The following is a 12,963-nucleotide window of genomic DNA, read 5'->3' on the forward strand; positions in this document are numbered from 1 at the left end:
AGGAGTAGAAAAAGCCGGCCTACCAAAACGGTAAGCCGGTATAGCAATCTGGGGAGAAGCTATCAATACGCTGTACCATCGCAAAGCGAGTGGCACATCATCAACAGGATGTCCTACAGGATGAGGACGCGCGGACTGTAGCAAATCAATATCGAGAAATAAACGCAAAGCGCGCGCAACAGCGCTTATTTAATCCTATATAAACCAAATAAAACTATTTCTTATACTCTTTTACAGGGTTTTAACTAAGTGCAGCTTGAGCACAAAAGTACTCAAGCTGCTTGATGCTAGTGTGCCTGCTGCCAATTATCTCCGCTATCCGCCTCGGCGATTAACGGCACATCTAAGCTAGCGGCTTTGGCCATAAGATTGCAGATTTCTTTGGTGTAGGCATCAACATGTTGCTCAGCAATTTCAAACACCAACTCATCGTGTACCTGCATCAATAGTTTGACCGTGCCTTGTGGTTGTTGTTGCACCCATTGGTGTACGGTGATCATCGCTTTTTTGATAATATCCGCAGCAGTTCCCTGCATCGGCGCATTAATTGCGGCCCGCTCTGCGGCCTTACGCCGTGCTCCATTGCGAGCATTGATCTCCGGTAAATGTAAACGGCGACCAAATAGCGTTTCAACATAGCCTTTATCAGCGGCTCCTTCGCGAGTGCGTTCCATATATTCTAAAACGCCAGGGAAGCGTTCAAAGTATTTATCCATATAATGCTGGGCCTCATGGCGCGGAATATCGAGTTGCCGCGAGAGGCCAAATGCCGACATACCATAAATCAAACCAAAGTTAACGGCTTTGGCTTTACGGCGCATATCACTGCTCACTTCCTCCAATGGCACAGAGAAAACCTCACTGGCAGTGGCACTGTGCACATCTAAGCCGTCAGCGAAGGCGCTGAGCAGACCCTTATCCTGTGAAAGATGGGCCATGATGCGCAGCTCTATCTGACTGTAATCGGCAGCGACAATTTTATAGCCAGAGGCGGCAACAAAGGCCTCACGGATGCGGCGACCTTCTTCTGAACGAATAGGAATATTCTGCAGGTTAGGATCGGTCGAGCTTAAACGTCCGGTGGCGGTCACCGCTTGATGATAAGAGGTGTGCACACGTTGAGTTTTCTCGTTCACCATCAGCGGTAACTTGTCGGTGTAAGTTGACTTCAGTTTAGCGAGCCCTCGGTGCTCAATAATGACTTTAGGCAGCGGATAATCATGCGCCAACTCTTGCAAGACTTCTTCTGCGGTTGAAGGAGCTCCCTTAGGAGTCTTTTTGATCACCGGCAGTTCTAGCTTCTCAAACAAAATCGCCTGTAGCTGTTTTGGCGAGCCTAGATTAAACTCCTCGCCAGCTATGTCGAAGGCTTCTTTTTCCAACTCCTGCAAACGCTCACCAAGGCGCTGCGAGTGCTTTGCTAGCATCGTTGAATCAATGGCAACGCCAGTGCGTTCAATATCAGAGAGCACATTAACCAAAGGCAGTTCTATATCGCTAAACACGGTTTTTAAACTGCTATCCGCCTCAACTTTTGGCCACAAATGCTGGTGCAAACGCAGGGTAATATCAGCATCTTCGGCAGCATAAGGAGCGGCCTTTTCTAACTCAATCTGATTGAAGGTCAGCTGCTTTTTACCCTTGCCGGCAATATCCTCAAAGCTAATGGTTTTATGGCCCAGGTATTTCAGCGCGAGGGAATCCATGTCATGGCGAGTACCAACGCTATTAAAGACATAAGACTCGAGCATGGTATCGAAGGCAATACCATTAAACTCGATACCAGCATTGGCTAACACACTTTTATCGTATTTAAGGTTTTGTCCTACTTTCGCCTTGTTAGCGTCGGCCAAAATCGGTCCAATTTTTGCCAATACAAGGTCAAGAGGCAGTTGCTCCGGTGCTCCAGGATAGTCATGGGTAAGCGGCAAATAAGCGGCTTCTCCAACCGTCACAGCAAAACTCATACCGACTAGCTGCGCTTCCATGTAGTTCACGCTTGTGGTTTCGGTATCAAAGGCAATGAGCTCAGCTTGATTAAGCTTATCCACCCAAGTATCCAGCTGCTGCTCGGTTAAAATCGTTTCGTAATGAGCATCGCGGGTTGGCACTTCTTGAGTATCGGTGGGGGCATCAAGATGGGTGTCGGTGTTGCTGCCTTTATCCAGCACTTCGGCCAACCAACGACGGAACTCACACTCACCATATAGCTCAATCAGGGCGTCGGTATCAGGTTGCTGCAGTTTTAACTGCTCCAAATCGCTGTCGAGTTCAACATCGAGCTTGATCGTTGCTAATTCATAGCTCAGTGGCAGATGCTCCAGGGCATTGCGCAGCTTGTCACCTATTTTGCCCTTTACTTCATCGGCATGGGCAATCACTTCATCGAGAGAGCCGTACTTGTCGAGCCACTTAACTGCGGTTTTAGGACCACACCCCTCTACACCTGGGATATTGTCGACTTTATCACCCATCAAGGCTAAATAATCGATGATACGATCGGGCCCCACGCCGAACTTTTCTTTTACACTATCGGGATCGGAAATACTGCCCGTCATGGTATTGATCAAGGTCACGTGTTCGTTGACCAACTGCGCCATATCTTTATCGCCTGTGGATATCAAAACGTGACGCTGCTGCTCACTGGCAATACGTGCATAGGTGCCAATCACATCATCCGCTTCCACACCTTCAATACTAATCAAAGGAAAACCCATGGCACGAATAATATTATGCAACGGCTCTATCTGAGTACGTAAGTCATCCGGCATCGGTGGGCGATTAGCCTTGTACTCAGTGTACATATCGTTGCGAAAGGTTTTCCCTTTGGCATCAAAAATCACCACCATGTGCGTAGGGTCATACTGCTTGACCAGGCTTTTCAGCATGTTGACTACGCCATAAATAGCCCCCGTAGCTTCCCCTTTAGAATTAGTTAGGTGTGGTGGCGCATGATATGCACGGAATAAATAAGAGGAACCATCAACGAGGATAAGCGGATTTTCTGCGATCTGCGCCATTTTTCAACACTCAAACATGTCAGTTTTTTAATAACGCAAGGATGCCATAAGGCGCTTAAGAAAACGAGTTGCAATTGCTGTTAAGCGCTGTAAATAGAGTAAAAGTAATGAACGAAAAACCTGTGGATAACTTTGTAGATAAAAACCACGACTTACCCTCCAGGTTCATTTTTCGAATCCAGATAGGTTTGTAACTTATTGTTTTAGTTAGAAAAAGAAAAGACTACGTAATTCGGTTTTCTTTTTTATTTTATTTATCCGATGTGGAAAGTGGCTTTCTAAGGGGCGCTAAGAGTGCGTGTACAACGTCCTTTTCGATAACCAGCTACGCATTCTAGCATAAAGGATCAAAGATCCTAGTGATCCTTTATAACTTTTTTCTCTTAGTGGCATGAGAGCTGAGCATAAATCAGCGTTGACGGGAGCTACCTAGGATCGTTACCTTACTAGGGCAGAGAATATTATCTTTCATCTGATCAAGGAGCAAAACAATGGCGAATGTGGCGATAATTTTAAGTGGCTGTGGGGTCTTTGATGGCGCCGAAATTCATGAATCAGTACTGACTTTACTTTATCTTGAGCAAGCGGGCGCGCAGTATCAATGTTTTGCCCCCAATATAGACCAGCACCATGTGATTAATCACTTAACTGGGGAAGAGCAGCAGCAAACACGCAATGTATTGGAAGAAGCGGCGCGTATTGCCCGAGGGGAGATTCTCGATCTCAAAGAGCTTAATGTTAGCGACTACGACGCCCTTATTTTGCCCGGAGGCTTTGGCGCCGCAAAAAATTTATGCGACTTCGCTCTAAAAGGTGCCGATAGCTCATTAAATTCAGAGGTAGAGCGGGTCTGTAAAAGCTTTGCCGAACAAGGCAAGCCAGCGGCTTATTTGTGTATCGCGCCAGCAATGATTGCGCACATCTACCCACAAGGCACAAAAGCGACCATAGGTAACGACAACGATACTGCTTCGGCGATGAATGCACTTGGCGCCGAGCATGTGGACTGTGCCGTTGATGACATCGTCGCTGATGAAAAAGCGAAGGTTGTTTCCACGCCTGCCTACATGCTTGCGGGCTCCGTCAAAGAAGCAGCCAGCGGTATCGAAAAAGCCGTGAATAAGCTGTTGAGCTGGGTTTAACGCGATGTGCAACGGCGACAATATTTTGCGCTAGCGCATAAAATGGCTACTTTTTAACGCATTAATGAAATCTAGGCATTTTATAAATCGCTCGCTGCGGTTATAATTTGCCGATATTTCGTCACCAGGTCGTATAGACCGTTAGCACCCGAATGAGCAAAGAAACATGAAGAAACTATCAGCTGCACTGTTACTGTTATCCACTGCTGTTTACGCGCAACCTTACGACAACTCACTCACCGAGGAAGCTATCAAAAAGCGCCTGCAACCTGTTGGTGATGTTTACCTTGCCGGTGAAACTGCTGCTGCCGATGCGGCGCCAAGCGGCCCTCGCAGTGGTGAACAAGTATATCAAGCGGCCTGTTTCGCATGTCATGGTTCAGGTGCACTCGGCGCTCCAAAAACAGCAGCTGACTGGGAACCTCGCCTAGCAAAAGGCATGGATACATTGCTTGATCACGCGATCAATGGTTTCAATGCAATGCCTCCGCGCGGTACTTGTATGGATTGTTCGGATGAGGAAATCCAAGCTGCTATCGACTTTATGGTTAAGCAGTAACAACGACTTGTTAAAGAGTTAAAAAGGGAGGCAATGGCCTCCCTTTTTCGTTCCTAGTATAGAGGTCGATACTCCTTGACCTGAACCAAAAAAGATGGAATATTTGGCGGTTAATAAATAAACAAAAATAACAAATGGCACGTTCAGTGGATGAGTGGTCCCCGCAGGAGCTCAATAAGCTCCAGAAAAAGAATAAACGCCTGAAGGCGTTGCTGCAAAAATACAAGCAGCAACACCACCTCCAACATGCCCTTATTTTACTGTCAGAACAAGCCAGTACCATTCCTGAGCTGTGCTCTTTCTACCCTGCAATTCAACGTCTGCTAGCCGATTACGTACCGAGTAAAAATTTTTATGTGGTCCTGCGTAACCCAGATACAGGACTACTGGAGCTCTCCTACTTCGTTGATCAGAAAGACGGAATACAAACTCCCTTAGTCACCGATCAGCATTTTGAGCAAGGTGTGACTGGCTACGTATTTCGTTCACGGGCAACCGCCTATTTCACTCGTGAAACCATGACGGCAGCGCAGCAACAAGGCAAGTTCAAAATTTTAGGAGCGCAAGCCGAACATTGGCTTGGTGTGCCTATTTATCAAGATACCGATGTGATTGGTGTCATGGTGTCGCAAAGCTATGATGCCAAACAAGGCTATAGCCAAGAGCAAATTGAGCTATTTGAGGTCATCGCGCTGTACCTAGCAACGGCCATTGAGCGGGTAAAAAAGCGCGAATTACTTGAAAGCCAAGTAAAGCAACGCACTCAAGCATTAACGCTTAGCAACCAAGCGCTTAATGACGAAATTAGCCAACGTAAAAAAGCTTTAGAACGACAGCAAACGTTATTCCAAATATCGGAACTGGCGAGCCAGTCGATCAATATTGATGATGTCTACTACCATGTTCACCAGATCATGAAGTCCATCACCTATGCGGAAAACCTTTATATTGCGCTGTATGATAAAGACAATAATTGGCTTACCTTCCCTTACGCCGTCGATGAGTGCAGCGAAGACTTTGGTCCGCGACCCTTTGCAAAAGGCTTTAGTGAGTTAGTACTAACATCCAAGCAGTGCCAATTAATAGATAGGGCTCGCAGCGAGCAGTTGATTGCCGAGGGCATCATTGAGCGCCAAGGTAAATTAGACCCGAGCTGTCGCTGTACTAGCTGGCTAGGAGCTCCCCTAAAAACAGCGCAAGGGGTTATTGGACTCATTGTTTGTCAGGCATACAACAACAAGTACGACTTCGTGCAAGAGGATGTTGAGCTCATCGCTTACGTCTCCAACCAAATTGCCAACGTGCTGCAAAACCATTTATCGCAGCAAGCGCTGCGACAGAGTCACCAAGAATTAGAGTTACGTGTGGCTGAAAAAACGCGGGAGCTACGTCAAGCCAACTTACATTTACAACTACAAATTGACGAGCGCCGTAAAATAGAGCAGCAGCTTTATCATGATGCCCATCATGACTCACTAACAGGGTTACCCAATCGCAGTTTGTTCTTATCTCAGCTTGATCGCACATTGGGGCAATATCAGCGCTTTCCTGAAAAAGACTTTGCCGTATTGTTCATCGACCTGGATAAGTTTAAAGATATCAATGATAAGCTGGGTCATCAGTGTGGCGACCAATTCCTCATTGAAGTGGCGGATAAGCTTAAGCAATGTATTCGCGATCATGATTTGATCGCCCGCCTTGGTGGCGACGAATTTGTTATTCTGCTCACCCAACTCAACGAGCGTCAACAAGCCGAGGATGTTGCCAAGCGCATTATTGCAGTGATGCAGCAACCCTTCTGCAACCAAGGGATTTGTATTCAAAGCGGTGCCAGTATTGGCATTACTTACAGTAAACGCGACTACAGCCATACCGATGAAATCATTCGTGATGCCGATGCCGCCATGTATTATGCCAAACAAACTGGCAAAGGCCGCTTTGAGTTTTATCACCCGCTGCTAGGCTATGGCAACGATCAGCAAGAGCCACATCAACGTCATCATCTAATGGATTTGCACACCCATTTTCGTGCTAGCGACATCGTAAACTTCGACCAGCAGCAACCTCACGCGCAATTACTTGATGCTTATGGCGAGCACCCAGTGCTCGGGAGTACCAGTTTTGAACAACTTAAGCGTTTTGCCAGTGATAATTACGAGCTCGCTAAGGTAGAGCTCAAACTGCTCAAATATGGCTTTAATCAACACCAGAGCGACATTATGAGTTTACTCAATTGCTCAAGTTTGTTGCTGGATGATAAACACTTTGAGGGGCTTAGTCATTGGGTGGGTCAACTGACGAATAAAGATAAACTCTGCCTGTTGTTCAGTGAAGCCGAACTGCGCTTTTGTAGCGCTAACCAAATGAAAAATTTAGACAAGCTCTACCAGCAGGGATTGCATATTGGGCTCAATGAGTTTGGTAAAGATCGCTGCGAGTTAAGCTTACTGACCCAGCTGCCCTACTTCTGTGTATTACTCAATGCCACCTTTAGCCGTCGAGTATTACAGGACCCACGTTACGATCATATGCTGCAAGGCGTGTTGGCAGTCACACAACTAAATGACTGCATGGTGATCGCTAAAGGGCCCTGTATTCTTAATTATCGCTCGTTGCTTGAGCATCACGGTGTACATCACTTTATTGGTCAGCAACACGCCATTGCCGAGCAACAACCACTGCACGCTATTCCTTCTTAAGCATAGCCCTTAAATTAGCCACTCGGGCCTGCCCTTGCTCCATGCGTTGTTGCTGATTTTGTGGTGCTTTTCGTGCTTCGAAAGCCAAATCTTGCTGCGGGAGTTCCTCCACAAAACGACTAATTTCTGGGGTCATGGTTTCACCAAATTGACGACGGCTTTTGGCATACGTCATCACTAACTCTTGTTGCGCTCGGGTGATCCCCACATAGGCCAAGCGACGCTCCTCTTCAACATTGTCCTCGTCAATACTGGTCTGGTGTGGCAAGAGCCCCTCTTCCATACCTACCATAAATACATAAGGGTACTCCAAGCCCTTAGAGGCATGCAGTGTCAGTAGTTGCACCGCATCACTGTCATCTTCCTCTTCATTACGCTCCATCATATCGCGCAGAGTGAGCTTCATCACCACCTCAGGTAGGGTAAGGGGTGGATTGTCAGCATCACCAGTGAGCATGTCGGTGATCCAACGATATAACTCAGAGACATTCTTCATGCGCATCTCAGCGGCTTTAGCGCTAGTCGAAGTCTCATATAAATAGGCTTCATAATTAATTTGTCGCACTAAATCTTTCACCGCCTCAAGGGTGTCACTACGTTGGCAGTTATCGGCTAACTCCACGACCCACCGAGCAAACCCCATTAACGCGTTAAAACCTCGCCCTTGTAAACGCTGTGCAAGCTCGGGCTCAAAACATGCAGCAAATAAGCTAATGTGCTTGTCATTCGCCAACGAACCCAGCTTCTCCAAGGTCATAGGACCAATTTCACGCTTGGGAGTGTTTACGATGCGCAAAAACGCATTATCGTCATCTTGGTTTACCAGCAATCGCAGGTAAGCCATCATGTCTTTGATCTCAGCACGCGCAAAAAAGGACATTCCACCACTGATTTTATAGGGTATACGGTTACTCATCAGCGCCTTTTCAAACACCCGCGCTTGGTGATTACCGCGATATAGAATAGCGTAGTCGCGGTAGCTTGTGCGCTTGGTAAACTTATGAGAAATAATTTCTGCTACCACACGTTCGGCTTCGTGCTCCTCATCGCGAGTACCAATAACTTTAATCTGATCACCAAAGCCCAGCTCACTAAACAGTTTTTTATCAAAAACATGCGGGTTATTGGCAATGAGAATATTAGCCGCTTTAAGAATGCGTCCAGCACTACGGTAATTTTGCTCTAGCTTGATAAGACGCAGATGCGGGTAGTCTTTACTCAATTGTACGAGGTTTTGTGGCTTTGCCCCGCGCCACGAATAAATAGATTGGTCATCATCACCTACGACAGTAAAGCGCGCCCGCTGCCCGACCAATAGCTTAACCAATTGGTATTGGCTGGTATTGGTATCTTGATATTCATCCACCAGCATATAACGAAAGCGATTTTGCCAACGCTCACGCACCTCGGCATGACTATTAAGCAATAACGTCGGGATCATAATCAGATCGTCAAAGTCGAGCGCATTGTAAGCACGCAACTGGGTTTGATAGCGGGCATAAAGTTGTGCAAAAAGGGCTTTTTGCTGCTCTCGAGCAGCCGCAATAGCCTGTTGTGGCAAGATCAGCTCGTTTTTCCAGTCGCTGATTTGCATTTTCAACAACTTAAGTAAGTCTTTGTCACCATCGAGCTCGTCTGCGGTCAGCTCATTGAGGAGCTGATTCGTATCTTGGTCGTCAAAGAGTGAAAAGCCTGATTTAAAGCCCAAGGTTTTCAACTCTTTTTTAATTATCTCTAAGCCGAGGGTATGAAAGGTGGATACCCACAGCCCTTTGGCCTCTTGCTTACCTAAAGTTTGCGCAACGCGCTCACGCATTTCCTTGGCAGCCTTGTTGGTGAAGGTAACCGCCGCGATGTTACGGGCCCGATACTCACACTGCTGAACCAAATAAGCTATCTTATTAGTGATCACGCGGGTTTTACCAGAGCCCGCACCAGCGAGGACAAGACAAGGCCCGCTAATGTATTTCACTGCTTCGTTTTGTTGAGGGTTGAGCTTCATAAAACCTAATCTGAGTATCCGTGGGCTACGTATTTTATCTTATTAGCGCAAGTGATACAGCCGCGATATCAGGGCCGTGAGAAATAAATAAGTATGCACTAACGCAAACTGTATTGTGACTTGGGTTAGATACAGCGTATATAAACGCTGCCCTAAGGCAAACAAGTTGTTATTTGTGCTTGAGGTTAGTTACACTTAAGTCTGTGAGAAAAGGAGCTGTGCAATGATAAACCCTGCAAAAATTGAAGAAATTGCTCGCCAGATTGGCAGTAACATGCCTAAAGGCATGCGCGATATGGCCGAAAACTTTGAAAGTAAGACTAAACAAGTACTGCAAAATAAACTCTCAGAGATGGACTTCGTGAGCCGCGAAGAGTTCGATATTCAAAGCCAAGTGCTAGTAAGAACACGTGAAAAGCTGACGGCGCTAGAGCAAAAAGTGGCGCTTTTAGAAGCGCAAATTCAGGGTAACCAAGAAAACCAAGACGAAGGCTAATTCGAGGCGAGATTGGCTGCCCAACTATTCGTTATTGCGCATTAGCTCTCACGCGCAAGGCAACGTTGTGCAGCGCCTCTTTGTAGCTGCTGTGTAGCTCTTGATGACAGCGAACCACGGCATCGAGGTCATGTAAACGGCCGTTTTCAAGCCCATACACCCAACCATGCACCGTCAACGGCTGCTCTCTAGCCCATGCATCTTGTACTATGTTGGTACGGCAAACATTACGTACTTGTTCAATCACATTAAGCTCAATTAAGCGAGCCAGACGCTGGGCCTCAGGTGCGCTATCTAACAGTGATAAATGCTGGGCTTTAACGTCATCAACATGGCGTAACCAATTATCAATTAACCCCAGCTTGGCCTCATCGAGCACTGCCTTAACGCCGCCACAGCCATAATGACCCACCACCATAATATGCTGAACTTTCAAAACTTCTACTGCATATTGCATCACCGACAAACAGTTATGATCAGTGTGCACCACAACATTGGCGACGTTGCGATGAACAAATAACTCGCCCGGCATAAGGTCTACTATTTGGTTTGCAGGGACGCGAGAATCTGAACAACCAATCCACAAATATTTAGGGCTTTGCTGCTGCGATAACTTTTGAAAAAATTCTGGGTCATGGTCCGTAGTTCGTTCAGCCCATTGCCTATTACTTTCAAAAAGGTGACCTAGATTCTTCATTGCATCTCACTGTTTATGCTGGCTTCAATTAAGATATTACGAGGTGTGATTTCAGTTTCGCAAAACTCACTGAGGTCCACCTGATAATTGTGTTGCTGCAAATATAAAGCACGATCTAAAACCAGCCAAACTTCTATTGCCCTTCTAAAGAGATGTCTTACCAGTTCGATTCGCTCCGTCATGCGCTTCCTTTGCTCTGCGAGCTTCAAATAGCGAGTAAAATCGCACTTTTCTGGCAGGGTTAAGCCCTTTTCTCGTGCCGCCCACAAACAAAAATCTGAGAATTCACCGCTGAATATTTGCTTACCAACCGAAGGCACAGGCGTGTACTGTGAGCGCTTAAACTGCTCACGCACCAACTGATCAAACCCGAGTCGCCATAACACCTCTTTTTGCCGCACGCGCCGCACTCGCTGTGGTGCTGTCACAGTTTGTTGCAGCGCAAGTTTTAGATCACTGCTGGTCAACCGCAATGAGCTTGCCTGTGCAGCTGCGCTCATTGGTTGGTAATAGTCGCCATCAATAAACAAATGATAGCAACAGGGAGAAATTGAAATACGAGGTGTTTGCTGCTGACAGGTCTGACGTAACAAGGATTGATGCAAGCCACCGCAAGCATGCAGGGCAACAGCGTGATCACACTGCTCAATTAGGGCACTAAAATCATCTGTCAGTACATTGCCTTGGTGAAAGTGAATCGGTAAGTTTAGCTTATCCGCTAGCTGTTCACCTTGCTCACATAGATGCTGCTGAATTTCCACACTGTGCACGGGTACCTGATGTTGGTGCGCGAGGAGGCGCCCGAGATGACCTTTACCCGCACACCACTCTAAGACGGTACTGCCTTCCTGCGCAGGTGCGAGTCCATCAACAAAGCACTGTAGCTGGGTCAATTTACGGCCTTTAATACCATTACTTAGCCAAAATGGTAGCGCTTGAGGCTGTGCCTGTGTGCTGGTAGGCAAATCGGTTAGTTCTGGCAACTGCGAAAGCTGGTCAATATGAGCACTGAAGTAGTCTATTAACTGTGATGGCTGGGCATCAAGCTCAGCCACTTGCTCATCGCTGAGATTCTCCAGCACCGTTGTCAGTTCAGGCCAAGGGTAGTGCTCGCATGAAAATGCCACACATTGCCAGTAATCTCGAGTGTCATTAAGCAATTGATCTAGGCGTTGAAAGTGCGATGTTAACGATGGCATGAGAAAGACTAACGGACTGCAATTGTTAGATTATATCAAATCGCTTGGCTCAAGCGCAGAAAACTTTATCTCGCCACTATACTATTTAGATTTTCGCGCTTGCACCACGAGTCGAACATAAGTCGGGACGGCAACTAAGATGATGGCAATAGCCAGAATGAACATCCACGACAAGCGCATACCACTTTGTTGTATTGGCTGGTACATAAAACCGCGAAAGTACTCCTGCATAGGCTTATCATCCAGTGCATAAAGCTCTGCAATCAGTCGCCATCGCGCATCAGACATTGCACCTAGCGTACTGCCAGTTCGCATCATCAAAGGTTTGAGTTGGTCTGCTTCAAAAGCCAGCTCTTGTAAGCTTTTATCAACGGCATAATGACGCTTAGTGAGGGCAATACTGTGCTGTAGGTTGAGTAACGCGTAACGCCAACCGCGCATGCTCGCTTGATAAAAACGCGCTACCACTTCAGGCTGAGCATCAAGAAAGGTCTGTGATGTAAACAACACGTCACCATATACATTGAAGCCATGTTGCTTTGGGCATACGAGACGATAATCAATACCTTGCTGCGCCAAGGTATAGGGCTCGTTGGTAATGTACACCTGAATGGCATCGAGGCGCCCTTCAATCCATGCAGCCAATGGCTCCTGAGCACCAATATCAACAACCTCTGGCTGTATGCCTTCATTGGCAAGCATAGTGATAAGCTCAGCATTCTCACTGGCGCTAAGCGAGCTGATTTTCTTACTATCGAAATCTTGCGGAGCGAATATTGGTGAGTGTTTCTTTACTAGCCAGCAATAGGGGGAAGATTGCATCAGTGCGGCCATTGCGACTACAGGCTGACCCTGCAGACGATGCTTAAGCAAACCGGAGTGACTGATACCAAACTGAGCATGATTATCGAGCACCTTGGCCACGCTGTCAGTGTCGTTACCAACAGCCTCGACAATGTCGACCTCTAAGCCCAGATCACGGTAATAACCCAGCTCTTTGGCAACATAATAACCTGCAAATTGAAATTGATGTCGCCATTTTAACTGTAAGGTCACTTTAGTCGGGCTGGCCATTACTGAAAAAAAAGGGCCAAAAAGCAAAAATAAACTCAGTAGGCCCTTTTTCCATTCCATGCGCTGCTTCACTGT

At 46.8% G+C, this 12,963-nt stretch carries 9 protein-coding genes; 4 read left to right on the top strand and 5 right to left on the bottom strand.

Going from position 1 to position 12,963, the window contains the following annotated elements:
- Positions 1–287: 287 nt before the first annotated feature.
- Positions 288–3,020, bottom strand: coding sequence for a DNA polymerase I (gene polA / locus MHM94_RS17025; protein ID WP_235419176.1), 2,733 nt, complete (start codon positions 3,018–3,020; stop codon positions 288–290).
- Between the two features lie 491 nt (positions 3,021–3,511).
- On the opposite strand from polA, the gene elbB reads away from it, so the two are divergent.
- The 3 genes from elbB to MHM94_RS17040 all read left to right on the top strand — a co-directional run bounded on the left by elbB (position 3,512) and on the right by MHM94_RS17040 (position 7,420).
- Positions 3,512–4,162: an isoprenoid biosynthesis glyoxalase ElbB gene (gene elbB, locus MHM94_RS17030; protein ID WP_022946627.1), complete on the top strand. Its 651-nt coding sequence runs from the start codon at positions 3,512–3,514 to the stop codon at positions 4,160–4,162.
- 166 nt (positions 4,163–4,328) lie between these two features.
- Positions 4,329–4,721 (top strand): cytochrome c5 family protein, encoded by a 393-nt coding sequence (locus MHM94_RS17035; RefSeq protein ID WP_022946626.1) that lies wholly within the window; start codon positions 4,329–4,331, stop codon positions 4,719–4,721.
- A 134-nt stretch (positions 4,722–4,855) separates the two neighbouring features.
- The gene (locus tag MHM94_RS17040) at positions 4,856–7,420 is read left to right on the top strand and encodes a diguanylate cyclase (RefSeq protein WP_235419175.1); all 2,565 of its coding nucleotides are present in this window, start codon (positions 4,856–4,858) and stop codon (positions 7,418–7,420) included.
- On the opposite strand, the gene rep is transcribed toward MHM94_RS17040, so the two are convergent.
- The gene (rep, locus tag MHM94_RS17045; protein ID WP_235419174.1) at positions 7,407–9,422 is read right to left on the bottom strand and encodes a DNA helicase Rep; all 2,016 of its coding nucleotides are present in this window, start codon (positions 9,420–9,422) and stop codon (positions 7,407–7,409) included. The two genes, MHM94_RS17040 and rep, sit on opposite strands and share 14 nt — an antisense overlap.
- 223 nt (positions 9,423–9,645) lie before the next feature.
- Here rep and MHM94_RS17050 point away from each other — a divergent pair, with 223 nt between their 5' ends.
- Complete coding sequence (locus tag MHM94_RS17050; RefSeq protein WP_022946623.1) at positions 9,646–9,918, top strand: accessory factor UbiK family protein; 273 nt, start codon at positions 9,646–9,648, stop codon at positions 9,916–9,918.
- 31 nt (positions 9,919–9,949) lie between these two features.
- Here MHM94_RS17050 and can read toward each other — a convergent pair whose 3' ends face one another.
- The 3 genes from can to MHM94_RS17065 form a co-directional block, all read right to left on the bottom strand.
- A complete protein-coding gene (gene can, locus MHM94_RS17055) occupies positions 9,950–10,615 on the bottom strand; it encodes a carbonate dehydratase (protein ID WP_235419173.1) in 666 nt (221 codons plus the stop codon).
- Complete coding sequence (locus MHM94_RS17060; protein ID WP_235419172.1) at positions 10,612–11,814, bottom strand: methyltransferase; 1,203 nt, start codon at positions 11,812–11,814, stop codon at positions 10,612–10,614. The genes can and MHM94_RS17060 overlap by 4 nt, the downstream gene beginning before the upstream one ends.
- A gap of 81 nt (positions 11,815–11,895) precedes the next feature.
- Complete coding sequence (locus MHM94_RS17065) at positions 11,896–12,960, bottom strand: ABC transporter substrate-binding protein (protein ID WP_082079370.1); 1,065 nt, start codon at positions 12,958–12,960, stop codon at positions 11,896–11,898.
- Between the last annotated feature and the right edge of the window lie 3 nt (positions 12,961–12,963).

The organism is Pseudoalteromonas sp. CNAT2-18.1 (assembly GCF_022347865.1).
Lineage (GTDB): Bacteria > Pseudomonadota > Gammaproteobacteria > Enterobacterales > Alteromonadaceae > Pseudoalteromonas > Pseudoalteromonas ruthenica.

Excerpts from the sequence above, each read along its gene's own strand:
- elbB (WP_022946627.1), top strand. The coding sequence starts at position 3,512 with ATGGCGAATGTGGCGATAATTTTAAGTGGCTGTGGGGTCTTTGATGGC.
- MHM94_RS17040 (WP_235419175.1), top strand. The coding sequence starts at position 4,856 with ATGGCACGTTCAGTGGATGAGTGGTCCCCGCAGGAGCTCAATAAGCTC.
- rep (WP_235419174.1), bottom strand. The coding sequence starts at position 9,422 with ATGAAGCTCAACCCTCAACAAAACGAAGCAGTGAAATACATTAGCGGG.
- MHM94_RS17035 (WP_022946626.1), top strand. The coding sequence starts at position 4,329 with ATGAAGAAACTATCAGCTGCACTGTTACTGTTATCCACTGCTGTTTAC.
- can (WP_235419173.1), bottom strand. The coding sequence starts at position 10,615 with ATGAAGAATCTAGGTCACCTTTTTGAAAGTAATAGGCAATGGGCTGAA.
- MHM94_RS17060 (WP_235419172.1), bottom strand. The coding sequence starts at position 11,814 with ATGCCATCGTTAACATCGCACTTTCAACGCCTAGATCAATTGCTTAAT.
- polA (WP_235419176.1), bottom strand. The coding sequence starts at position 3,020 with ATGGCGCAGATCGCAGAAAATCCGCTTATCCTCGTTGATGGTTCCTCT.
- MHM94_RS17050 (WP_022946623.1), top strand. The coding sequence starts at position 9,646 with ATGATAAACCCTGCAAAAATTGAAGAAATTGCTCGCCAGATTGGCAGT.